Annotated in this window: 20 protein-coding genes; 17 read left to right on the forward strand and 3 right to left on the reverse strand. The window is 47.6% G+C overall.

Going from position 1 to position 23083, the window contains the following annotated elements:
* The first annotated feature begins 33 nt into the window (after window positions 1-33).
* The 15 genes from BY447_RS00420 to BY447_RS23125 all read left to right on the forward strand — a co-directional run bounded on the left by BY447_RS00420 (window position 34) and on the right by BY447_RS23125 (window position 17422).
* Window positions 34-2322 (forward strand): phage tail tape measure protein, encoded by a 2289-nt coding sequence (locus BY447_RS00420; RefSeq protein WP_097097462.1) that lies wholly within the window; start codon window positions 34-36, stop codon window positions 2320-2322.
* A gap of 10 nt (window positions 2323-2332) precedes the next feature.
* Window positions 2333-2671 carry a phage tail protein gene (locus BY447_RS00425; protein ID WP_097097461.1) on the forward strand — a complete coding sequence of 113 codons (339 nt, stop codon included), beginning with the start codon at window positions 2333-2335 and terminating at the stop codon, window positions 2669-2671.
* On the forward strand, window positions 2668-3423 hold the full coding sequence (locus tag BY447_RS00430) for a phage minor tail protein L (protein WP_097097460.1): 756 nt from the start codon (window positions 2668-2670) through the stop codon (window positions 3421-3423). The genes BY447_RS00425 and BY447_RS00430 overlap by 4 nt, the downstream gene beginning before the upstream one ends.
* Before the next feature lie 69 nt (window positions 3424-3492).
* Complete coding sequence (locus tag BY447_RS00435) at window positions 3493-4374, forward strand: alpha/beta fold hydrolase (protein WP_097097459.1); 882 nt, start codon at window positions 3493-3495, stop codon at window positions 4372-4374.
* A gap of 78 nt (window positions 4375-4452) precedes the next feature.
* On the forward strand, window positions 4453-5322 hold the full coding sequence (locus tag BY447_RS00440; protein ID WP_097097458.1) for an alpha/beta fold hydrolase: 870 nt from the start codon (window positions 4453-4455) through the stop codon (window positions 5320-5322).
* A gap of 39 nt (window positions 5323-5361) precedes the next feature.
* Window positions 5362-5805, forward strand: a complete 444-nt coding sequence (locus tag BY447_RS00445; protein ID WP_097097457.1) for a hypothetical protein — start codon at window positions 5362-5364, stop codon at window positions 5803-5805.
* 40 nt (window positions 5806-5845) lie between these two features.
* Window positions 5846-6556: a C40 family peptidase gene (locus BY447_RS00450; protein WP_097097456.1), complete on the forward strand. Its 711-nt coding sequence runs from the start codon at window positions 5846-5848 to the stop codon at window positions 6554-6556.
* 263 nt (window positions 6557-6819) lie between these two features.
* Window positions 6820-6969, forward strand: coding sequence for a Hok/Gef family protein (locus BY447_RS23315; protein WP_176519180.1), 150 nt, complete (start codon window positions 6820-6822; stop codon window positions 6967-6969).
* Window positions 6970-7062: 93 nt separating this feature from the next.
* Window positions 7063-7662, forward strand: a complete 600-nt coding sequence (locus BY447_RS00460; protein WP_099686947.1) for a tail assembly protein — start codon at window positions 7063-7065, stop codon at window positions 7660-7662.
* A 9-nt stretch (window positions 7663-7671) separates the two neighbouring features.
* Complete coding sequence (locus BY447_RS00465; protein ID WP_097097454.1) at window positions 7672-8262, forward strand: tail assembly protein; 591 nt, start codon at window positions 7672-7674, stop codon at window positions 8260-8262.
* Between the two features lie 51 nt (window positions 8263-8313).
* Complete coding sequence (locus BY447_RS00470) at window positions 8314-11916, forward strand: host specificity protein J (protein WP_097097717.1); 3603 nt, start codon at window positions 8314-8316, stop codon at window positions 11914-11916.
* 7 nt (window positions 11917-11923) lie between these two features.
* Window positions 11924-12328 (forward strand): hypothetical protein, encoded by a 405-nt coding sequence (locus BY447_RS23115; protein WP_097097453.1) that lies wholly within the window; start codon window positions 11924-11926, stop codon window positions 12326-12328.
* A 55-nt stretch (window positions 12329-12383) separates the two neighbouring features.
* Window positions 12384-15500, forward strand: coding sequence for a hypothetical protein (locus BY447_RS00475; RefSeq protein ID WP_141400256.1), 3117 nt, complete (start codon window positions 12384-12386; stop codon window positions 15498-15500).
* A gap of 169 nt (window positions 15501-15669) precedes the next feature.
* On the forward strand, window positions 15670-16272 hold the full coding sequence (locus BY447_RS23120; protein ID WP_146210975.1) for a hypothetical protein: 603 nt from the start codon (window positions 15670-15672) through the stop codon (window positions 16270-16272).
* A 532-nt stretch (window positions 16273-16804) separates the two neighbouring features.
* Window positions 16805-17422: a hypothetical protein gene (locus BY447_RS23125; protein WP_141400254.1), complete on the forward strand. Its 618-nt coding sequence runs from the start codon at window positions 16805-16807 to the stop codon at window positions 17420-17422.
* Here the strand turns inward: BY447_RS23125 and BY447_RS00485 are convergent.
* On the reverse strand, window positions 17352-17849 hold the full coding sequence (locus BY447_RS00485; protein WP_097097450.1) for a hypothetical protein: 498 nt from the start codon (window positions 17847-17849) through the stop codon (window positions 17352-17354). The genes BY447_RS23125 and BY447_RS00485 overlap by 71 nt on opposite strands.
* A gap of 180 nt (window positions 17850-18029) precedes the next feature.
* Here BY447_RS00485 and BY447_RS00490 point away from each other — a divergent pair, with 180 nt between their 5' ends.
* Together BY447_RS00490 and BY447_RS00495 are read left to right on the forward strand one after the other, a co-directional pair.
* The gene (locus tag BY447_RS00490) at window positions 18030-18524 is read left to right on the forward strand and encodes a helix-turn-helix domain-containing protein (protein WP_097097449.1); all 495 of its coding nucleotides are present in this window, start codon (window positions 18030-18032) and stop codon (window positions 18522-18524) included.
* A gap of 71 nt (window positions 18525-18595) precedes the next feature.
* Window positions 18596-18973, forward strand: a complete 378-nt coding sequence (locus BY447_RS00495; RefSeq protein ID WP_141400253.1) for a hypothetical protein — start codon at window positions 18596-18598, stop codon at window positions 18971-18973.
* A 51-nt stretch (window positions 18974-19024) separates the two neighbouring features.
* Here BY447_RS00495 and trpC read toward each other — a convergent pair whose 3' ends face one another.
* Entirely contained in the window at window positions 19025-19816 is a 792-nt protein-coding gene (gene trpC / locus BY447_RS00500; RefSeq protein ID WP_097097447.1) for an indole-3-glycerol phosphate synthase TrpC, read from the reverse strand.
* Between the two features lie 285 nt (window positions 19817-20101).
* Window positions 20102-23083, reverse strand: a complete 2982-nt coding sequence (locus BY447_RS00505; RefSeq protein WP_110330189.1) for a virulence factor SrfB — start codon at window positions 23081-23083, stop codon at window positions 20102-20104.

Here is a 23083-nt window from a genome sequence, read left to right on the forward strand (position 1 = left end):
AATCGAACACTGAGTTGTTTTTACGGGGTCAATATGGCAGCGAGATCGCTCGGTACGTTAACGATTGACCTGATAGCGAAAGTGGGTGGCTTTGTTTCTGGCATGACCCAGGCTGAAAGGTCGGCTGACAAATGGCGCAAAAACGTGAAAGCCGCCGCTTTAGATGTCGGGGCAGCGCTCGCAGGCGTTGCAGTTGCCGCAGGCAGCGCCGCAGCGGGGATCGGTTCAGCTACACTTTCGCTCGTCAAGAATACTGCTGACCAGGTGGCAGAAACTGATCGATGGGCCAAATCGCTCGGGGTCTCTACTCAAAACCTCCTTCAGTGGCAGTATGCAGCAAAACAAGCCGGTATCGCCGGCGATCAGATTTCGGATATTTTCAAAGACATCAACGATAAAATCGGTGATGCCGTACTGAATAAATCTGGTGATGCAGCCCAGGCGCTCGACACTCTCGGGTTATCGGCTACCAAACTTCAAAAATTGTCACCTGACAAGATCCTGACTGAAATCGGCAATGCGTTGAATCAGTCGAACCTCTCTACCGCTGGTAAAACTAACATTCTTGAAAGTCTGGTGAATGACGGTTCCAGGCTACTTCCTTTGCTTGAGAACAATAACAAGCAATTGAATACCTTCAAGCAGGCGGCTAAAGATTATGGAATCGCACCGAGCGAGGATCAGATTCAGGGGCTGGTTAAGGTTTCAAACTTTTTTCGTGATCTGGAAGGCCAGGTAGAAGGACTTAAGACACAAATCGCCGCAGGACTCGCCCAGGTCGATTTGTCTCCTTTACAACGTGGGCTAGACCAGCTTAGAACAGTTTTCACCGATCCTACCGTCCTGCAAGGGCTGACTACTCTCGTTGGTGGCGTAGCGTCATTGGTTGCTGATTTTGGTACGATTGCCGCCAGAGCAGCGCAATTTACAACGTTACTTTCGCAAGTAGGCGATAGATTTAAAGCGGGGGGGTATGCCGCCTATAATGCTCAGCAAAATTCAGGGGTTAACAGTCTCAAGCTAGGTAACATCGCGCTTCCTACTCAGCCTGCTACCGTTCAGCAAAATTTAAAACTTGATAAAGGGGATTCTAACCAGGCTGGCCAGGCCGCTAAACAGTTGGCCAGTGCATATAGTAACGCAACACTTCAATATCAGCGCATGATCGCGACCATTAACACCAGTGCGCAGCGATCAGCCCAGGTCACTCAACTTCAGACCCTGAATTTTAATTTACAAAATGGCAACCTTAAAAATCTCAACGAATCTCAGAAAAATCGTCTTCGGGATTTGGCTACTGAGGTTGATCGGCTTAATGCGGTTAAGAAAGCCAATCAGGATAATCTAACTGTTCAGCAGTTTATTACTAATCTTCAGAACCAAAATCAAAACGCTCGCGCCTCAAACAATATTAATACGAGTGGATTTGGATTAGGGGATCAGGAAAAGCAACGTTTACAGGACATCATCAATATTCGTCAAGATTATCTACAACAACAACAGGATTTAGATAATCAACGAACGCGCGGCGATATTAATGATGATGTTTATAATCGTGAGACCTCAGCGCTTCAGCAGGCTTTACAAACAAGAATCACTGATCAGCAGGATTATTATAAGAAAATCGATGCCCTTCAGTCAGATTGGCTGAATGGTGCGCAAACTGGTTTTCAAAACTGGGTCGATTCCACTGGCGATATTTCATCAGCAGTTGAAAGTGATATTAGTTCAGCCATGAGTTCAGCGCTGGACAATGTCAATTCGGCGTTAGAGGGAAACACTGTCAGCTGGAAGCAATGGTCTGTTTCAGTTTTACAGATGATTGAGAAAGTCGCAGTTCAGGCCGCCGCCTCAAATCTCTTCAGTGGTGCGAGTGGGTTACTGGGTTCTATCGGCTCAGGATTATCCAGCCTCTTTAGTGGAACCGCGACAGCTAACGCCAAAGGAGGCGTCTATGGAGCGGGCCTCAGTGCATTTAGTAATTCTATTGTCAGCACGCCAACATTGTTCAGGTTTGCGAGCGGTGCGGGATTAATGGGAGAGGATGGACCCGAGGCAATCATTCCCTTACAACGCGCCTCAGATGGATCGCTGGGTGTAAAAGCCAGTGGACTCAGCTCGAACTCACAAAGTGCAAGCGGAGGTGTTCAGGTCAACATTTCCATATCAGATTCAGGCTCCCAATCCACCACTAATAGCGCTGACTGGCGTCAATTCGGTAATGAAATCGGTCGCTTTGTCGATGAACGCTACAAAAGAAATCTCGCCCGAGACCTCAGGGATGATGGTGATATAGGGCGCGTGGTCAAAGGTAAACGCTAAAAGGTAGAGCATGGCCATCGAAACTTTTACCTGGTGCGCCCGAATCAACGCCTCGGGCGATATGACCTTTAATGTTCGTTCTATTCAGTTTGGAGATGGTTACACACAAGTTGCAGGAAATGGAATCAACAATCGTTCTCAAAACTGGAACCTGACATTCACTGGAACTGAAGAATTCATTGATGAAATAAAAACCTTTCTTGATGCCCGTCAGGGCTATCAGTCTTTTGCCTGGGAACCACCAGGTGAATCACTCGGGTTATATCGATGCTCCTCATATAACCCGACCGCTCTCGGAGCAGGACTCTTCGAAATGACCGCAACATTCACACAGGCTTTCGCCCCATGAGTTTGACCAGCGATTATCAAAAACTTGAACCCGGAAGTGAAATCCGGCTCTATGAGGTTGACGGGTCGGCGTTTGGCGTTGATGAGGTGTTACGGTTCCATTCTCACAACATCCCCCATACTGAAGCTGAAATCCTCGCCGCTAACGGTGATGAAACCCAGTTACCCGCAAAATCGATTTTTTGGCAGGGTGAGGAGTATTCCGCGTGGCCTTGTAAGATCGAAGGCCTGGAAACATCAACAACCGGCAGCGCACCCAATCCCCGCTTAACCGTGGCAAACCTGAACGGATCGATAACAGCTTTGTGTTTGCAGTTTCAGGACATGCTTCAGGCGAAAGTATCGATTCATGACACGCTGGCGCAATACCTTGACGCCGCAAATTTTGAAGATGGAAACCTGAATGCCGATCCGACACAGGAAAAGCTTCGGGTGTTTTACATCGATGAAAAATCAAGTGAAACCAAAGTTCAGGTTGAGTTTGCTTTATCGAGTCCGATGGATCTCCAGGGGCTGCAAATTCCTACGAGACAGCTTCATGCGGTTTGCACCTGGTGTATGCGCGGTAAATATCGTTCAGGCGATGGTTGTGACTACGCAGGGACCAACTATTTCGATAAGTTTAATAATCCTGTCGATGATCCAAGTCTTGATGTTTGTTCAGGCTCAATAACTGGATGCAAATTAAGGTTCGGGCAGGATAACCCGCTTTCTTTCGGAGGATTCCCAGGAACCTCGCTGTTAAGAACATGATCGCTCACTTTGATCAGTTTATTCATGTTCCTTTCTTATTATCTTCTTTCTTACTGAACAGAGGTCATCATGTTTGCGGAACTCAGCGACGAGACATTATTGTTCTTTGATGTTGTCGGGACCGATCTTGAGGGACAGGCGGCTCCACTCAGCTCAAAACCCATCGTGATTGCGTTGGCTGGCGGTTATGGCTTTGACCATGCTTATCTTCGTCCAGGTCTCGATGATCTCAGTGAGGATTGTCAGATTATTTATGTTGATATGCGTGGACAGGGCCGCTCGTCAGACGTGAAACTTTCTTCAATTCAGTTTGAACGCATGGCTGACGACGTTTATGAGTTCATGAAACTTGTCGGCATTCAATCAGCGTTTATTTTTGGCCATGATTCTGGCAGTTTCATTGCTCAGAAAATCGCGATGCGTCACCCCGAAACAGTGAAAGGCTTAATTCTGGTCTCAAGCTCTATGGGGATGACGGTTTTACCTGGGAAAGAAGAGGAGGGCTATCCAACGCCTTTCCTCAAAGACCGTACCGAAGGCGAGTTGCTTGATATAGCGCATAATTTCTATTACAGCCCGCTTCCTCTGACTGAGTCACAGTTTAAAGAATATTTCAACAAGGTAGGACCGTTCTTTATGGCTCCTCAGAATGGCGAAATGTTTGCATCAATCTTTAATTATGTAACGGCAAAAATCGATGTCGTGAATCACTATCGTCGTCTGGTTCCATTCTTTAATTCACATGGGAAAATCAGTCTTGTAAAAACACCTTCATTAGTCATGAGCGGTGTTTATGACTGGGCCACTCCATCGGTCGGATCATTTATGCTGTCAAAAAAATTATATGATTCAACCTTCGTTGAGTTTAAAGAATCCGGGCATTATTTATTTAATGAGGAACCTGAAAAGTTCAAATCAATTGTGAAGGCATTTATTGCAAGTCACAACTAAAGAATGTGCATGTTGGGAGTCTTTTTATCTATAAGGAAGTGATTATACCTCTGCTTTTATTAACTTCATGAGGTTCATATGTTTGCAAATGTTAACGGTAAAAGCATTTTCTTTGATGTTATCGGAGAAGGTTTGAACGCCTCTACGCCTGAAATGACAAAGAAACCTGTTTTTGTGGCGATTCATTGCGCATCAGGTTTTGATCATGGTTATCTGAGACGCGGATTGGATATTCTGACTTTTTTCGGCCAGGTCATTTACATCGATCTTCCTGCATCAGGACGTTCATTAGGTGTAGATGCCTCAACTGTCACCTTTGAAAACCTGGCTGATGATGTCGCAGCAATCATCGATCATTTGGGTCTCGACAAAGTTTATCTCGTTGGCCATTGCGCTGGTGGGTTTGTCGCTCAACACTTCGCGCTTCGTCATCAGGAAAAACTTAAGGCGCTGATTTTGGTTAACACCTCGCCTTCGTTTGATAAAGTGATTGATAACATCCCATCTCCAACGCTCGTTGAACGTGCGCCGCCTGATGTCGTTGAGGCGTGCTTGACGGTTTACGGAAAGGGCATTATCACAGAAGAGACGGTGAAAGCTTGCTTTGATAAAGCGGGGCCACATTTCCTGGCAAAAGATAAAATGGATATGTTCCAGCCCCTGGTTCGCAACTTCACCGGGATTTCGATTCCGATGCTAAATCGGTTTGTGAACCATATTTATAAAACTTATGACGTTCGTCGTGAACTCCATAAAATCACTGTCCCTACACTGGTTATCGCCGGTTCTCAGGACTGGTTAACGCCACCAGCAGGATCACGTTTCATCGCGAAAGAAATCCCGAACTCAAGTTATGTTGAATTTAAGGATTCTTGTCATATTTCGTTCATTGAGCTTCCTGATGACTTTTATCCGGTTGTTCACGATTTCATTCGCGTTGTCGAATAACACAGTTAAACCCGCTGAGGCGGGTTTTTGAGGTGCGTGATGCTTCTGATTTCCCATGATGGTCAGTTTAATTTTGATGGTGTTCTTGACTTAATTTCAGATCGTTCTTTGCTAAGTCTGATGGAGCGGGACAGAGACACATTTTCAAAAAAGTTTGATTATGCTTTCTTTTACCTTAATAACGTTTATAAGTTTTACCATTATATGACTTATCACGGAAATTATTCTTTAATGGCGAATGGTTTTGGCATGGCTCATAATCATCGATTAGATTTGCCTGTGAAGGAAAAATGCAAGGAGCTTTATCTCCGTGCGCTTGAAAAGTTTAGGTGTGAACTCAAGCTTTTTATTGATTCTTATGAGCTTTATTTATTCAAGACGCTGGAGCACCAGATGGGGATTTTCATTCTTAAAGAAGATAAATTTCTTGCACAGTATTACAATGAATCGCTCAGGTTAAATTTGATGAGTAAGCTTTTCTAGCCTGACAACCCGCGAAAGCGGGTTTTTTTATGGGTGTCTAATGGACCAGGGGATCATAAACGCAATCTTCGACCATGCCAAACGGGATTATCCCGCTGAATGTTGTGGTGTAGTCGTTCAGAACAATGACGCTGAATGTTACTTTCCTTGCCGAAACCTCTCTGAAAATCCGCGTGAACAATTCATTCTCAATCCTAAGGATTTCGCCGAAGCCGAAGACCTGGGGGTTATCACGGCTATCGTTCACAGTCATCCTGACGCCACGACTCAACCCAGTCATCTTGACAGGGCGATGTGTGATGACAGCGCGGTTCCGTGGGTGATTGTGAGCTGGCCGGAGGGTGATTTAAAGACGATCTATCCCAGGGGCGAGCTTCCCCTGATAGAAAGGCCGTTTGTGCTGGGGCATTCTGATTGCTGGGGGCTGGTCATGAGCTACTTCAAACAGGTCCACGGCATAGAGCTAAACGATTACCGCGTTGATTATCCGTGGTGGGAGGACGATCACCCTGAAAATCTCTATCGAGATAACTGGTATGAATGCGGATTCCGCGAGTTTACCGGCAAGCCGAAGGCAGGGGATCTAATCATGATGCAGATTCAATCGAAAAAATGGAATCATGCTGGCGTGATGCTTGATGGAAACATGATGCTTCACCATCTTTATGGCCGTCCTAGCAACAGAACGCCTTACGGCGGTTACTGGCGTGAAAGGACGATGAAAATCGTCAGATATAAGGATCTTCTTTAACGAAGATTCGAGAGACAAAACCCAGTGTTCATAAAATGTTTTTCGCACACTTTGATAACTAAAGTATTCAATATGAAGGGTTTTTTAATTATCGGAATGTTAGAATAATGGCGCTGTGCTTTCGGATGTTTGCCGGGAGCATGAGTGAACGGCAGGCAAAAGAAAGCCCCAGCGAATCTTTCAATTCAACCGGGGCGATCCTAGTGCGTGAGAACTCTAGATTAGCCCCTTACACGCCGAAAGGCAACGTTAGGAGGCTCAGAATGCTAAACAAACCCACGGTTCTAACCGTGATCATCTGTCTTACTGTTCTTGCGTTTGTGTTGCTTGAACGTGACAGACTTTGTGATTTTCGGATCAAAACGAAAATCTTAGAGGTCGATGCAGGTCTGAGCTACGAACTTAACCGGTAAGGGCATCTGTGCGGCGGTTCGCCGCCGCATATCTCTCTTGCATTCCGAACAGCACAGCAAACCCGCGAAAGCGGGTTTTTTTATGGGTGAAATATGGCTGAAGTGATGACCCGAATTGAGCTGGGTGGTGTGCTCGGTCGCACCTTCGGCAAGGTTCACTATCGTTCCATAACCCGGACTCAGGAGGCGTGTCGAGCACTTGCGGCAACTGTGAAAGGCTTTGAGTCGTTCATGATCACCAGTAAAAAGCGCGGCCTCACGTTCTCAGTTTTTCGCGGTAAAACCAATGTCGGATTTGAAGAGCTGAGTTATCCGGTTACAGGCGAGACGATCAAAATCGTCCCTGTGATGATTGGCAGTAAACGCAGCGGATTGTTTCAAACCATCATCGGCGCTGTTCTGGTCGTTGTCGGTGTGGCCATCAGTTATTTCACAGGAGGTACAGCCTCAGCAGTCGGAGCCGGGATCGCGAAATTCGGTGCGGCGATGGTTATCGGCGGCGTTATCCAGATGCTTTCCCCTCAGCCGCCAGGCCTCGCACACAAAGACGATGCGGACAACGCGCCTTCCTATGCTTTTGGTCCCGCCGTGAATACCGCCGCTCAGGGCTATCCCGTTCCGCTTTTGTATGGCCAGCGCCGAATAGGTGGCGCTGTGATTTCAGGTGGCGTCTATGTCGAAGATCAGCAGTGAGGAACAAGAATGGCTGAGGTGATGACGCGGATCGAACTGGGCGGGATATTGGGTAAGACATTCGGCAAGGTCCATCACCGAATGATTTCGAAAACTCAGGAGGCAGCTCCAGCGCTTGCAGCAACGATTAAAGGGTTTGAAAAATTCATGATTTCGAGCCGAAAGCGAGGACTGACGTTTTCTGTTTTTACCGGGAAACGCAACATCGGCTTCGATGATCTCAAAAAGTCAGTGTCAGGTGATGTGATCCGAATTATGCCGGTCATCATCGGCAGCAAACGCGCCGGACTATTACAAACGATTGTAGGCGTTGCACTCATTGCGATTGCGGTTTTCGCGCCCTGGGGATCAGCAATTGCCGGAAGTAATTTCGTCTTTCAGGCTGGGGTTGCAGTAACGCTAGGCGGTGTCGTGCAAATGCTGTCGCCTCAGGCTCAGGGATTGTCATACAAAGACGATTCAGATAACCAGCCTTCTTATGCTTTCGGCTCTCCAACTAACACCGCCTCACAGGGCTATCCTGTTCCTTTGCTTTACGGTCAGCGCCGAATCGGTGGGGCGATAGTCTCAGCCGGAATTTACGTCGAAGACCAGCAATAAATTTTGTCATCCGAACAGACCGCTCCGGCGGTCTTTTTTTATGGGCGCGATATGGCAAAGAAAATCATTTCAGGGAAAAAGGGTGGTTCAACATCATCGCGAACACCTGTTGAACAGCCTGACGATCTTCAATCGGTTGCAAAAGAGAAAATCCTCCTCGCCCTCGGTGAAGGTGAATTTGCGGGAGAGCTGACAGGGCAGAACATCTTTCTGGATGGAACACCGCTTCTGAATGCCGATGGCTCAAGCAACTTCAGCGGGGTGAACTGGGATTTTCGTTCCGGTACTCAGGACCAGACTTATATTCAGGGATTACCGGGTACTGAAAACGAAATTTCAGTTGGAACAACCATCACTGAAACATCAGGGTTTACCCGAACTTTTACTGATTCAACACTTTCAGCCATTCGTTTAAGGATCCAGTGGCCATCGCTTTTTGAACAGGAAGATAACGGCGACCTGAACGGCTATTCCATTGCTTATAACATCGCTGTATCTACGGACGGCGGCGCATTTCAGACCGTAATTGATACCGCTGTAACTGGGAAAACGACGACAGGTTATGAACGAAGTCATCGGGTCGATCTTCCTCAGGATGGTTCGACCTGGACTGTTCGCCTGACGCGGACCACAGCTGTTCAGAATTCAGCGCGTTTCGGAGACACAATGACCCTTGAGAGTTACACGGAGGTCATTGATGCGAAGTTGCGTTATCCGAATACCGCACTTCTTTACATGGAATTTGATTCAAGCCAGTTCTCAGGGAACGTTCCTCAGATTACCTGTGAACCGAAAGGGCGGATGATTCGTGTCCCTGATAATTATGATCCTGACAGCCGGACCTATACAGGGGAATGGGACGGAACATTTAAAATTGCCTGGACCGATAATCCCGCCTGGGTCTTTTATGATTTGGTGGTGACAGACCGATTCGGCTTAGGTGACAGGCTGACCGCAGACAACATCGATAAGTGGACGCTTTACACGGTCGCTCAATACTGTGATGAGCTGGTTCCAGATGGTCTCGGAGGTTCAGGTACTGAGCCGCGCTTTAAATGTGATGTCTATGTTCAGAACCGATCTGATGCTTATACGGTCTTTCGGGATTTCGCCGCCATATTTCGCGGGATGACGTATTGGTCCGGCGATCAGATTGTTGCCCTGGCTGATATGCCGCGTGACGTCGATTACAACTACACAAACGCAAACGTCATCGATGGCCAGTTTGCTTACTCAAGCTCAAACACTAAAACTCGTTACACCTCCGCGCTGGTTTCCTATTCGGATCCTGATAACGGTTATGCGAATGCGGTTCAACCTGTCTTTGAACCGGATTTAGTCACGCGGTACAAAACCTTCAACCAGCTCGAATTAACCGCGATAGCCTGTACCCGACAAAGCGAGGCTGACAGGCGAGGCCGCTGGGGGATCCTGACTAATTCTCAGGACAGGATCGTAACATTCCAGGTCGGCTTAGACGGTGATATTCCGTTGCCGGGTTATATCATCGCGGTTGCAGATGAATATCTGTCCGGGCGCGTAGCAGGAGGGCGGATCAGCAGCGTAAACGGTCGAGTGATTACGCTCGACAGAACGCCTGATGCACTTGAAGGAGACAGATTACAGCTTAACTTGCCCTCAGGAACGTCTGAGGCGAGAACGATAGAATCCATCGCAGAAAATATCGTGACGGTCTCTGTTGCCTATTCTGAAACACCTGAAGCTGAATCAGTATGGGTCGTTGAGTCTACTGAGGTATTAGCTCAGCTCTATCGTGTCTCGATGATCTCAATCGATGATGACGGGAATTTCAGTATTACTGGCAGCGCTTACGATCCATCGAAATATGATGCGATTGATAATGGTGCTCAGCTCGACTCAAGACCAATAAGCGTCATACCGGCAGGAACACAGAACGCTCCTCAGAACATTGTGATTGATGAATACAGTGTTGTGAATCAGGGTATCAGTCTTCAGACAATGCGCGTCCAGTGGGATCCAACACCTAACGCCCTGGCATATGAAGCGCAGTGGCGACGAAATTCAAGCAACTGGATTAACGTTCCTCGCACCTCAACGATTTCTTTTGAGGTTCCGGCGATTTATACCGGAACGTATCAGGTCAGGGTGAGGGCGATTAACGCCGCAGAAATTTCTTCAGGTTGGTCAACTTCAGCGCTCACTGAGTTAACTGGCAAAGTCGGGAACCCGCCATTGCCCGTTGGGTTCAGTGCAACAACTAATGTTGTCTGGGGAATCACACTTTCATGGGGTTTCCCCGATAACACTGAGGATACGCTTAAGACAACGATTCAGTACGCGACAAACGCTGAAGGGACAGATGCGACATTGCTTTCAGATGTCGCTTATCCGAGTCATGTTTATGTGATGCAAGGTCTGTTAGCCGGTCAGGGATTTTGGTTCAGGGCGCAGCTGGTGGACAAGACAGGGAATCAGTCTGGCTTCACTGACTGGATCCACGGGGAAGCGTCTGAAAACATCCCCGACATCATCGGCGACATCAGTAAGCAAATTGAGGATTCCCCCGCTTTTCAGGGGATCAACCGCGATTTATCCAGCAATGCGGCTGCAATACTCGAAAATGCTTTAGCGAATAACGCGACCGTTAATCGTCAATATGCGCAATATGGCGAGGTGAAAGCTGAAATCCTCACGGTAAGTACGACGATTGCTGACACAAACCAGGCACTGGCAGACCTTGAAACGCAATTAACCGCTGAGATCGGTGAAACTCAGGCGTTGATTGATGAAAAGCTGACGGCGAATGTCACTGATGACGGAACAGCTTCAGCAACGTTTGCTCTTGAAGTCGGTGTAACGCGAAGCGGAACATTCTATTCAGGTGGGATGGCAATTGGTATCGCACCGAATGCATCAGGAAGCTATGTCTCAACAGTGGTGTTTGATGCTGACCAGTTCGGGATTTATTCAGGGGGAACTCCAGGAAATTATCAACTCGCATTCAGTGTTTTCAATGGTCAGACATTCATCAATCAGGCATTTATTCAGGATGCCTCGATAACGAATGCGAAAATTGGGGATTTCATTCAGTCGAACAATTATGTCTCAGGTTCGACAGGATGGAGTATTAACAAGAATGGAGGCGCTGAATTCTCGAATGTTACGATTCGGGGAACAGTCATTGCGACGACAGGACAACTTTCGAATGTCGTTGTCGATTCAACCTGTACTGTTCAAAGTCTGAGAGCTGAGAATATTCAGGGTGATTTATTAATAGCTTCGGAATTCGCAAATAACAAAGTTATTGGAGCACGAAATAACCCTAATGCAATTGTTCAAAATCAGCTTTACCCAATCGTAAGTTTTAGCGGTGCTCCATTTGTCCGAAGGCTGACATTTACAAATCTTGTGAATTTTATTCAATCTCAACGAAATGTAATTCAATTAGTCACAACTACTGGTGTTGTAGTTGACAGTTTCGACACAGGGAACCCTCCAAGTGGAGGAAACACTATACCTAGAAGTATATCAGTCTCTATACCAGCAACATCTTACGATGTAACGGAAGTTTTATATGTCAGGTGGACATCTCGCGGGGGGGCATTCGAAGCGGACTTTAACGGAAATGTCTTTGTTTTTAAATCATCAAGTGCTATCACATGGGATATATAGAGGATATATGACATATTTTATCGGATCAGCGAATGTTGGTAATAAAGTTATTGGTGCTGCAAATAACCCAAACTCAATTGTTCAGAATCAGCTTTATCCAATCTGCCAGTTTCCTTCAGCAAATATTGCCAGGAAATTGACATTTTCTGATCCTGTCCAATTTATTCAATCACAACGAAATGTGATTGAATTCGTAAATGAAAGTGGTGATGTTGTTTTTTCATTTGATACAGGAAATCCTCCGTCAGGTGGTAATACGATTAATGAAATTGTAACTGTAGAAATTCCTGCATCAGAAGCAGAGGTTCAAACCCTAAGCGTTCGTTGGACATCACGCGGAGGCGCTTTTGAAGCGGTATTTACAGGGAATATTTTCGTCTTTGAGGCTGATGAAGCAGTGACCTGGCTTTAAATGAAACAGGAGCCTGCTATGCAGGCTTCTTTTTTTAATATTTTGGGGTTCTTCTATGTCAGTCGGCTCTTTATCATTAACGAATGGCTCAGCGTCAGTCGTCGGAACGGGAACGACTTTTACAACTGATCTCAGTTCTGGTGATTTCATTATCTTTGTGATTGGAGGAACAACTTACACTTATCCTGTTCTCAGTATTCAGTCTGACACGGCTCTAACGCTCGTTGATGATTTCGACGGACCCACAACATCAACTGTCAGTTACAGTGCCGTCCCGAGTGGAGAAATGGTTTCCGTTCCGATGGAACTCATTTATCAGAGCACTCGGGCAATTCGCGGGCTGAATCTTGATAAAGAAAACTGGCAACAGGTTTACTCATCAGCCGATCAGATCACAGTGAATCTTCCAGACGGTTCAACTTTCACAGGGCCGAGCTGGTTAGAGGTTTCACGCGGAATCGATGCGACGAATCTTGATGCCGCGAATGCGATTGCTGATCGAATGGATGCAAGCGCCGCCACATCACAACAGGCCGCAGATTCAGCGGCTGCTTCTGAGACCGCAGCCGCGCAAAGCGCAACAGATGCAGCAACGAGCGAACAAAACGCGGCTGTTAGTGCAAATCAGGCCGCAAGTTCAGCTTCAAATATCGCTGATAGTGTGAGTCAGGCGGCTCAATCTGCGAGCGATGCAGCCGCAAGCGCAACAGCAGCGGCAACCAGCGAGACTAACGCCGCTACCAGTGAAACTAACGCGGCGAATTCAGCAACGGCAGCGGCAGGAAGCGAACAAAGCGTTGCTGATAATGCAGCAGCAGCGGCCACCAGCGAAACCAACGCCGCCAACTCAGCAACAGCAGCGGCAGGTTCAGCAGCTAATGCTTCAACCAGCGAAACCAACGCCGCAACCAGTGAATCGAACGCCGCTGATAGCGCCACCAGCGCCGCAAATGATGCCCAAACCGCGACGGATTCTATTCAGCAGACTCTAACAAACGCTCAGGACGCTCAAACCCAGGCTGACAGGGCAACAACTGAGGCAGACAGGGCGACAACGGAGGCTGATAAGCTCGGTAATACAAATGATTTCGCCGCGATCCTCGATACCATCGATATTGATAATGCTGATGTGACATTCAAAGGGAATGTTGCCGGTGCGGATGCGGTTGATAATAACGATTTCGTTACGCTCTCTCAGTTAACGCTCGCGACTGAACAACAGCCATTAAACGCTGATACGTTTGCTGACCTAGCAACGTTGGTTCCCGCTGAGGAAGGGCATTTAGCCTTACTGAGAGAATACAATTCAGGAACGGGTCAGGGCGGGGGAACGTTTATCGCTGTAGCTGGTGCAGGAACCAGTGATCTCGGAATGACTCAATCTGTAAATGATGATTTCCATTGGGTGCGATACATCGATCCGGCGAAAGCTGATGTAACGATGTTTGGCGCGGTTGCAGATGGTACAACAGATTGCGCTGACGCTGTCACAGCGATGTTCAACTGGTATACAGGAAGCGGTAATATTTTCCAGCGAATCGGCATTCAGTTTCCCGCTGGGGAGTTTGCTATTTCATCAATGCCCGCCTCAACGACACAAATTCCGATGTTCCGCTGTGTGGGTTTGGGCCATGACCAATTAGGCTACAACAACGCTACGCGCCTTTGGTTGATTGGTGACGCTGACTCTATCTGTTTTGATGTCGTTGCACGCTGGACAGAGATCGGAAATTTCCAGATTCAGGGAGATGGTCTTGCCGGTGACACGGTCGTTCGTCATTTTTTCCGAAATTCCGTAACACAAGGTCAGCATGTCCGCGTTTTCAATATGTACATCCAGGATGTTTACGGTCGGATGTTCCAGCTGATTGATAGCCTGGATTCTAAATTCAGCCAGGTTTACGCTCAACGTGGCCATGACAACCTGATTCGTGTTCTCGCCTCAGGTGAGCTGTCCTGGGACCATTCAACAGCAATCGAAATTTCTAACTCAACAATTCAGAGTTTCGTCGGCACAAGCGATCAGGATGGCGTTTTCTTCATTCCTCACTGTACTCAGGCGATGATGTGGAATGTCTGGATTGAGTTTTGTGATTACCCTGGAAACCTGACTAACGGTGAATGGGCGCTTCATTCGCTTGCGATGGAATCGAACACCAATCCGCTCTATATGGGGCAGACCCGTTTAGCTCAATACAGTTGCAGTAACGCAAACGGGGCAGGGATCGACATCACGACTGACAAGAGCGTGAATAACATCACTGGGGAGCCTGAAACAAACACATTATCCTCTTATGAAGCTGGACAGGTATCGATCTATTCTCACGGCATTTATGCCAATGCATCGTTACAGGAATCCCTTCATTACACAGGGAAAATGTATTCAAATTCAGGTAGCGGATCGGCTGTCTGGATTAATGTTGGCTATTTCGTTGGGGCAGCGACAGCCGAAACTTACCGAATTCATTTTGTTACGCGCAATGGTTTTGCCACTCCATCTTCATCAAACGGGGGATTAGAAGGCGATTGTGTGGTTACGATTCAGAACCGGGGCGCAACAACGAATACTGTTACATGGCATGGCCAGCGAGGAACCTCAGGGATCCTGGCGGTTCGATATGAAAAACCCTTTACCTCAGATACGCGGCTTTATGTCCAGCTTGCCGGATTCAGTCGAATGGGTGTCCGAGTCACCTCGACAGGAACAACCCGACTAGACGCAGGTGTTCATAGCTATGTTAACTGGACCATGACAGAGATCAGCAGTGATGATCTGAGTGCGATTACAGACCTTCAGACACCGATAAGCGTGAATACCTGGGGAACAACTACAGCAGGAATTATCGCGGATGGTGATAATACACTGTTAGATTTTTACACAACTCAGGTGACAGAAAACAGCACCACAAAAATCGCTGTTAAGGTCAACGGAACAGAAGGGAGAATACCTTTCACGACTGGGAATTTCCTGAATATCGGACATTGGCGCGTTGCTGATTTGCTCGCAGCTTCTGCAACGTTGGGAGATATTACCAGCGTTAACACCTTTACTGATCAAACGGGAACATCCCTTGTTGAGCAGGTTGTGTATTATGACGGCACAAGATGGATTTCTTTAGATGGACAACATGTTGTGATCAGTGATGGTACAACTTCACCTGTTTCTTCGTGAATCCTTTATCAGCCCGCAATCAAAAGCGGGCTTTTTGACAAAGACCGACATTCAAAAATGAAAGATTCAGACAACAGAAATTCACCAAAATTCGCATAGATTGGGAGTTGAGTTTTGATAAGGTTCTTAGAATGTTGTGAATATTCCAATAAAAGCAGGGTTATTCACAATGCAATATTCGCAAATCACTGTTCAACTTAACGAAGAAAGTCACAACATTCACACCACAAAGACATTTATGAGTTATGCGGGAGAGGAGTGTTCTCTTCCTGGTTTCTTTATCCCTGAGCCATTCAGACTTGTAAAATCTGTTTACTGTAATGAGTATCGAGTTCTTTCAAAAGAACCAGATCCTAAAACTCTTTTCTATATTCGTCTTTTTGACGCCCCTCAATCAATCTCCCCTCTGTTCAATAAACATCCTTCGCTCTCAAAAAAATTAACACAATGTCTTGTCTGGAGTTCGATGATCCCAAATCATCGAGATGCATTCCATTTCTTAGCAAACAAGTTTTTTGATTACTTTCTCAACGAATATAACATTGCGATCACGATTGGCCCAATGACGCTTTGCAGTGCTCATTTTTGGGAAGGACGGCTTTTAGCCTCGTTTACGCGTCCTGATGTGAGCATTTATCGTTCTGATGGAAACTCAGTCATTAAGATCCCCAACTGGTTAGAATTTCAGATGGAATGGAGTGAGTTCATTTTTAAATCTTCTGAGGATATTAATGATCCTTCGGTCATCCTGATCGCAAAAGATAAACCCTAATGGCTGAAATCGCATACTGATTACAGTGAACACAGGAAAAAGTGCAGGGAAGCAGTTTTCAATTTTTTCTATACCAATAATATGAAAATTATTCTTGCTTTATTCATTACGATTATTCTCTATCACTTTCCACTTTGGCTTGCATGGGTCAACGTCAACAGGTTTTCGCGAAAGTTAGATCAAGTAACGGTTGGCGCTATCTGGCTTTATTGCGGCTGGTTAGGATGGGTTGGTTACAGATTTATAACTGGATAAAAAAACGGCTTCATCGATGATGGTGAAGCCGTAAGAGTCAAGGAAGGTGAGGGAACTCAAAATAAACAGAGGTGGATTCCGCCGCTGCAAACGACAGGCGCATATTTTTATCTTTAATGCGTTTTCATGCGTATCAAAATGAGCTTACTTCCTCTCGTTTCCCTTTTCTAAGCCTGCCTAATCATCCCTTCGAAATCTTGTCATCAAAAATGTTTACAAGCAATAAATCCTTCTATAACATGGCCTTAGGTAACAAAAATGTTTACAGGGCTAAAGAATGATCAAGTCAGAATTTTTCCAGCTTCTTGAGGAAAACCAATCAGAAATCGTCATGACGAATACTGAGGTCAAGACGATTCAGCGTGGTTCTCATGTTGAAATCGTCTTATCGGTTCGCGGTTATGGTTTGTTTACGTTGTCTCGTCATGTAACAGGAAGCCAAAAGCTTTCAATCAACGAAGCTAAGTTTGTTCGCTGGTTCGATGAATGGAGTGAATTGCCGTCTCAGAGTGTTGAGGGGATTGAACTTGTTAAATCAGACATTGTGATCTCGGAACCTGAGTGTGTCGTGTCTTTATTCGATGAAATTGAATTCGTTTCTATGCATGTTCTGCGTGAACGTGACACAAAAAAAAGGCCGGAATTTCCCCCGGCCAAATACACACAGCAAAAGAAGTTACAGGTTTTTCCTCAGACGTCTTCACAACAGTTTAACGCGATGTGTTGTGACTTCCTGCGTTCGAATTATTACTTATCGATACTTTTACGAAGGATCAATCTGAGCGGAATTTTTACCTATGTATCATTTCGACGACGAAGAGATTTCATTCGTCGAGAGCTGTTTCATCGATTTTCCTTAGTTGTGCTTTTAGGAGTGGTTCGAACTTGTCTCTGACCTCCGAGGGCAAAAGTTCAATAATCGAGCTGATTTCGAGGCTTTTCAGATTGATTATGTCATTAACATTTCTGTGTGGACACTCTGACTGATAAGACAATGCCAGCTCCATTAGAGCGGAGTCATCAAGCTCAAACGATCCTGCTGTTGTTTCTTTCACAAGATTTGAAACAACGATTTCAGTCATCGTATGTGTTCGTTTTATAACAGATTCTATCACTTTTTTTTCTTTGAAATTGCCAGCAAAAAGGACAAGTCCAAACAAAATAACGAAACATTCAGCAACAACCGTTATTAAATTATTAATATCTTCGTGAATCGTACTGAGATCTGCATCAGTTGCGAAAGATTGTTTCGTCAAAAGAAAATGTTCTGCCAGAAATACGACTCCGGCGATAGAAAGCAGCAGTCCAAATAACCTTATCATTTATGGGTATTCCTTAAGTGTATGAGAATGTTGGTTATTTGTTTTACCACGGCTGAACGATTGCAAAATCACAAGCAATGCGAATTTCTTTTTTTCGTATATTCATTGCTGTCGAGAATAATTAAAAGTTGTATTTGATTTCAATGTTCAGGGACCAAACCAAATAAACGAGGTGACAAAGTGGACAGTCTTAATTATAACGTGCGTGTACTAACTGTAATCGAAATGACTCGTTGGATTAATGACAACATCAAAACTGAAATTCAGGCTTCAGATGTGACAAAGTTCAGCGGTTACACGCATTGGCATTTTCAACGGTTATTCCGTCAGATAACGGGTTACACGCTTTCCGAATACATTCGTATGTCACGCGTCCTGAACGTGGCAACTTCTCTAGCGAATTCGCGCAATCGGATCACGCACATCTGCTATGACAACGGCTTCTCAAGCCAACAATCGTTAGCGCGGTTGTTTCGCCGTTACTGTGGCTGTACGCCGTCCGAATTTCGTTCTCGGGTAAAACGCGATCCGAGCTATCTCAGCCAGAAGATGAAAGAAATCCTGTTGTTGAATGGCAAGACTTCATGTCCTCACTGTGAGCTATTCACAAAAGAGCCTCGCAAGTTCAACCGAAATCGTCCGCATACGCCTGACCTTTCTCGTCTTAGCGCGTAATGTCTCTAAAGCGCTCTCAGAGCGCTTTTCTTCCTCCCTTTAAAGACACCATTCATCTGACCCAAATCCTCATGAAAACTCGTTCTGACGCTCAGAAATTCGCTTATGTCACCATCGCTCTCCTTTCCTTAATCTCGGCTATCGGAAAGACACCAACAACAAAAGATCTGAGAATCGCAATCAGCCTGATTCTTTCAACTGAAGATCTCATAAGGAACTATGATTTTGTGCTCCAGGCAAAAAATCATCTTGAGAGCGCGTTTCAGTCCGATTATGAAAGCGCCTCAGAAGAGGTCTATTCGATGTTCCGCACGATTAAGCTTCGCCGCGATTTGGCAGCGCTTGCCGTGGATATTGGGTTTAAGTATCTGAGACGCGCTGAGAGCGATTCTCCAGAGAAAAGGGCGGTTCTCGAACATTCAGCCCAGCTTTTGAAAGTCATCCTCTAAGAGAGTGACAGAGAACGATAAAGGCGCTCATTGAGCGCCTTTTTTGTCATGCTAGTTCGGTGAAAATAATTCCTTGAGCTTATCACCAGGTTCATCAGCTCGCATGAACGCTTCACCAACTAAGAAATTCTGAATGTTTGCCTCTCGCAAAGTAGCAATATCATCGCGAGAATGAATCCCCGACTCTGTAACTATCACATATTCCTCAGGGATAAGCTTACAGAGATTGAGAGTCGTGTTAATTGTGGTATAGAAAGTCGTAAGGTCGCGATTATTAATACCAATTAAGCGAGACTCTAATTTTAACGCACGTTCAATTTCCTCCTGATTGTGAGTCTCAATCAAGACAGACATATTGAGACTTAATGCCACCGATTCCATTTCTTTCATATGAGAGTCAGTTAAGGCGGCAACGATCAATAAAATGCAATCAGCGCCCATCGCACGCGCTTCATAAACCTGGTAAGGATCGATCATAAAGTCTTTGCGCAAGATTGGAATAGAACACCAATCTCGCGCCTCAGTCATATGGAAATTACTTCCTTGAAAATATTGTTCGTCGGTTAAAACGGAGAGGCAAGTCGCTCCGCCTTTTTGATAGGACTCAGCAATAAGGCGAGGTGAGAAGTCTGAACGAATGATTCCTTTTGATGGACTGGCTCTTTTAATCTCTGCGATAACACCAGGTTTGCCAAATTGATTTTTTGCGCGAAGAGCACCTTCGAAATCGCGGAAATTATGGAGCTTGCTCATTTCCTCTAAAACTCGAAGAGGGATATTCTGTTTAGCTTTCGTCACCTCATAGATCTTACTGGCGATGATCTGGTTAAGAATGTTTGACATATGACCTCCAAACTAGTTTTTCTTTTGATCCGAACAGCCTCAGAAGTCTAAGACCGAGTAGAAATCTAAAAGAAAGGGAGACCAAAACTTATCCAACTAAGCGGATTAGTTGATGTTAAGAACATTCTTAATAAATGATTGAAAAACAACCAATCCTCACACCCCTATCCAAAAAAATCGTTCGAAATAGGGGTGTAAGTCATTGATTTATATGTAGCGAGTTGTCGTGATTTGTTGTTAAAAGTAGTGCGTTTTATAAGCTGCTATTTTACCTAACTATATGATTTAATAACGAAAACTTGCAGATTGAGCCACTATCGATCCAGAATCAATCCAGTATTGCGCATTGGCATTGCCGGTCGCCGACAGGGTATTCAGCTTCAGACTTAACTGCTCCAGCGGCACGCGAGTGCCATCGTCCAGGCGCGCATCGCTCAGCACCAGACTTTCCGGGCCGGCGGCGTCGGGACCGGCTTTGACGGCCAGACGGATGCGCAGCACGCTTTCACCGGCTACTTTGCGCGCCAGCGTGGCGTCGTTCAGCGTCAGGCTGTAGAGCGGCGAGGCGGGCCAGCGTTCGTTATCCAGCTGACGGAAACCGAGACAGACGTTGCCGCGAATACGGAAACTGCTTTTTTTATCCAGCGCATAGCCGGGATCGTCGAGGTCAATTTCGCTGTAGCAGAGGTTCTCGTCCGTCAGCGCCTGGTTTTCATCGAGCATGCCAAGGTAGCGAATGGTCGAATAGGGTTCAAAATCCCCGGCACGGAACCAGAAGCTGCTGAGCCGCAGGTCCAGCGCCAGCAGGCAGAGCATCGCGCCGACCGCTGCAGTGGATTTCGGGTTATCGATGCGGCCATGTTTGTTAAACGGATACCAGTCGCTGGTGTGGTAGCCCTCCAGCGACAGAATACGGCTGCCCGGCAGCGGCTGCAGATGGCGCACCAGCGCCTGAATCCCCGGAAAGCGCGACGGACGACCGGTCAGCAACAGCACATCGCACTGATAGAGCGACACCACTTCACACATGGAGCGCAGCGCCGGAATAATCGCCATGCGATGCTGCATAAATTCGCCGTGCAGCTGCGACAGGCTCACCACCAGCGGCACCTGCAGCAGGTCAAAGCGGCTGTTACCGCCCAGTTCGCGCTGAATTTCGCCGTTAACAAACGCCAGCACCGCCTCGCCCGGTGGCTGATCGACCAGCTCGCCAAACAGCGCGTTGATCTCCGCATGGCTCTCCAGCGGATCCCAGTTTTCGTAACGCTCCAGCACCGCCTGCGCCAGCGGAATAAACAGCTGTAAGGTGACCTGCTGACGCAGCGTCGCCTGACCGTCCATACGACTGTCGTGACCGAACAGCTTGTTCATCAGCGGTTCCGCCAGGGTCAGGCCTGCTCTCTGCAGATGCTGCTGCAGCGCCGGTAAGATCCACAGCTGAATCACATCCAGCAGAATGTCGTCGCCCGCCACTTTAAAGCCTTCACGGAACAGCAGGCGCGGGGTGATTTTGACGTTGTTACCCTGACCATCATCCAGACGATACTGCGTGATGGCGAGGTCGGTGGTGCCGCCGCCGATATCAATCGAGGCGATCCGCAGGCTTTTGCCTGGCAGTTCGTCGGCCTCGCGCGGACGATCGGGACGGGCCATGCTGCTGAAAAAGTCTTCGGCGCGACCGGCAAAGTTGACCTGGGTTTCATTGAACAGCCAGACCATCTGGCCACAGGTCGCTTCATCCCACTCCATCTGCACATCCGGCAGCGGTTTCGGGTTCTGACGCGGCAGCGAAGGCGACAGATCATCGTCGTCTGCCAGCCAGCCCTCGGCTTTCCAGACCAGCGCCAGCGCTTCCTGCATCCGGCGGCGGAAAATTTCGCGCTCCGGCTTCGGCATCGCTGACGGTAGCGTCAGGATCACATGGCGCAGCTGACGCGGCGCGTGGCTCTGCGGCATACGCTGACGCTGTGCTGCACTGTTCATCTGCATCAGCGCCTGCGCCAGCAGCTCACACAGCATAAAGGTCATCAGCGAACTGCGGCTGTAATGCGGTGAAAAGACCGGCAGACGATCGTCGGGTGCCAGCGAAGAGAGCGGCTGGCCTTCGTCGTTCAGCAGGGTCGTAAAGGGGGCGGCATAGGCCAGGGGTTCAGCCTGATCGCCTGGCGTGTTAAAACGCCAGCCTGGCTGATAACGGGCTTCATCCCACAGATAACGGCGCGGGCTGGAGAGGCCGGTGCTGCCTTCCAGACCCACACGCTGCAGGGCCAGACGGCTCGCTTCGCGTCCGACGCGCGTCAGGGAAGGCCACATAAAGGCCTGCTCACGCCCGCTCTCCAGCGAGAAGTTCGCTTTGCCGAAACGCGTCTCAGCAAACTCCAGACGGCTGTCAAACAGCTCGTTGTAAACCTGATGCGGCTGTGAGAGATCGCGCAACTGCAGCTCATAGGTCTGCTTCAGGCCGTTGCTCTCTTCCGGATGATCTTCCACCAGAATGCCGCAGGTATGGGAGTTGCCGACATCCAGAATGATATCGACGTTGACTGCCGGAGTCTGCAGCGTGGCGGCCTGGATGTGGATCTCGCTGAGGTCGAGCTGCTCGCCCAGCAGCTCAAGCAGATTGAGGTAGTGCGCCTGATATTCAAATTCGCGCAGAGCCTGATTAATCGCCTGTTCGCGGCGATCGGAAACGCGGTCGGTAAAGGATTCACGCAGCCAGCCGTCAACCCAGGTCAGGTCAAGAAAATCACCCAGCTCGTAGTTGTGCCAGGCCAGCGCAAAGGTCACGCCGTTCTGCGCATCGGCAGCGCTAAGGCCGAGTTGTTCGCCGCCATCCTGTTCCGCGACACAGCGGGTATCAAAGGCCAGGGTGACGCGATGGGTATTGCCTGCCGCATCAGGCGCGGGCAGGGCAACCAGACGCATCCGCGCCCAGTTTTCCGGCCCGCCGATAAAACGACGGCCGCTGGCGCAGCGCAGCATCGGCAGCGGCAGCCAGCAGGCAGCCAGCAGAGTGAGCGAGTCCGCCAGGGCGATATCGGACTCCGGGCGCACCACTTCAGCTGCACCCCCATCTTCCGGGTAGAGCATGAATTTACCGCTGTTGCCATCGACGTTCAGGCGCAGCAGCGGGCCGTTAGCGGTCTGGCGCACAAACTGACGGCGCGCCTGGGTAGCTGAGAGTTGCAGGCCAAAATCCAGAAACTGCACACCGCTGTTTTCGATCAGCGAAATTTTTTGTTTGTCATCGATCAGGGGAGCCAGCAT

This window comes from Pantoea sp. JKS000250 (assembly GCF_003201065.1).
GTDB lineage: Bacteria > Pseudomonadota > Gammaproteobacteria > Enterobacterales > Enterobacteriaceae > Pantoea > Pantoea vagans.

Bases quoted from the DNA above. Each gene is read 5' to 3' on its own strand.
- BY447_RS00420 (WP_097097462.1), top strand. From the start codon at position 34: ATGGCAGCGAGATCGCTCGGTACGTTAACGATTGACCTGATAGCGAAA.
- BY447_RS00425 (WP_097097461.1), top strand. From the start codon at position 2,333: ATGGCCATCGAAACTTTTACCTGGTGCGCCCGAATCAACGCCTCGGGC.
- BY447_RS00430 (WP_097097460.1), top strand. From the start codon at position 2,668: ATGAGTTTGACCAGCGATTATCAAAAACTTGAACCCGGAAGTGAAATC.
- BY447_RS00435 (WP_097097459.1), top strand. From the start codon at position 3,493: ATGTTTGCGGAACTCAGCGACGAGACATTATTGTTCTTTGATGTTGTC.
- BY447_RS00440 (WP_097097458.1), top strand. From the start codon at position 4,453: ATGTTTGCAAATGTTAACGGTAAAAGCATTTTCTTTGATGTTATCGGA.
- BY447_RS00445 (WP_097097457.1), top strand. From the start codon at position 5,362: ATGCTTCTGATTTCCCATGATGGTCAGTTTAATTTTGATGGTGTTCTT.
- BY447_RS00450 (WP_097097456.1), top strand. From the start codon at position 5,846: ATGGACCAGGGGATCATAAACGCAATCTTCGACCATGCCAAACGGGAT.
- BY447_RS23315 (WP_176519180.1), top strand. From the start codon at position 6,820: ATGCTAAACAAACCCACGGTTCTAACCGTGATCATCTGTCTTACTGTT.
- BY447_RS00460 (WP_099686947.1), top strand. From the start codon at position 7,063: ATGGCTGAAGTGATGACCCGAATTGAGCTGGGTGGTGTGCTCGGTCGC.
- BY447_RS00465 (WP_097097454.1), top strand. From the start codon at position 7,672: ATGGCTGAGGTGATGACGCGGATCGAACTGGGCGGGATATTGGGTAAG.
- BY447_RS00470 (WP_097097717.1), top strand. From the start codon at position 8,314: ATGGCAAAGAAAATCATTTCAGGGAAAAAGGGTGGTTCAACATCATCG.
- BY447_RS23115 (WP_097097453.1), top strand. From the start codon at position 11,924: ATGACATATTTTATCGGATCAGCGAATGTTGGTAATAAAGTTATTGGT.
- BY447_RS00475 (WP_141400256.1), top strand. From the start codon at position 12,384: ATGTCAGTCGGCTCTTTATCATTAACGAATGGCTCAGCGTCAGTCGTC.
- BY447_RS23120 (WP_146210975.1), top strand. From the start codon at position 15,670: ATGCAATATTCGCAAATCACTGTTCAACTTAACGAAGAAAGTCACAAC.
- BY447_RS23125 (WP_141400254.1), top strand. From the start codon at position 16,805: ATGATCAAGTCAGAATTTTTCCAGCTTCTTGAGGAAAACCAATCAGAA.
- BY447_RS00485 (WP_097097450.1), bottom strand. From the start codon at position 17,849: ATGATAAGGTTATTTGGACTGCTGCTTTCTATCGCCGGAGTCGTATTT.
- BY447_RS00495 (WP_141400253.1), top strand. From the start codon at position 18,596: ATGAAAACTCGTTCTGACGCTCAGAAATTCGCTTATGTCACCATCGCT.
- trpC (WP_097097447.1), bottom strand. From the start codon at position 19,816: ATGTCAAACATTCTTAACCAGATCATCGCCAGTAAGATCTATGAGGTG.
- BY447_RS00505 (WP_110330189.1), bottom strand. From the start codon at position 23,083: ATGCTGGCTCCCCTGATCGATGACAAACAAAAAATTTCGCTGATCGAA.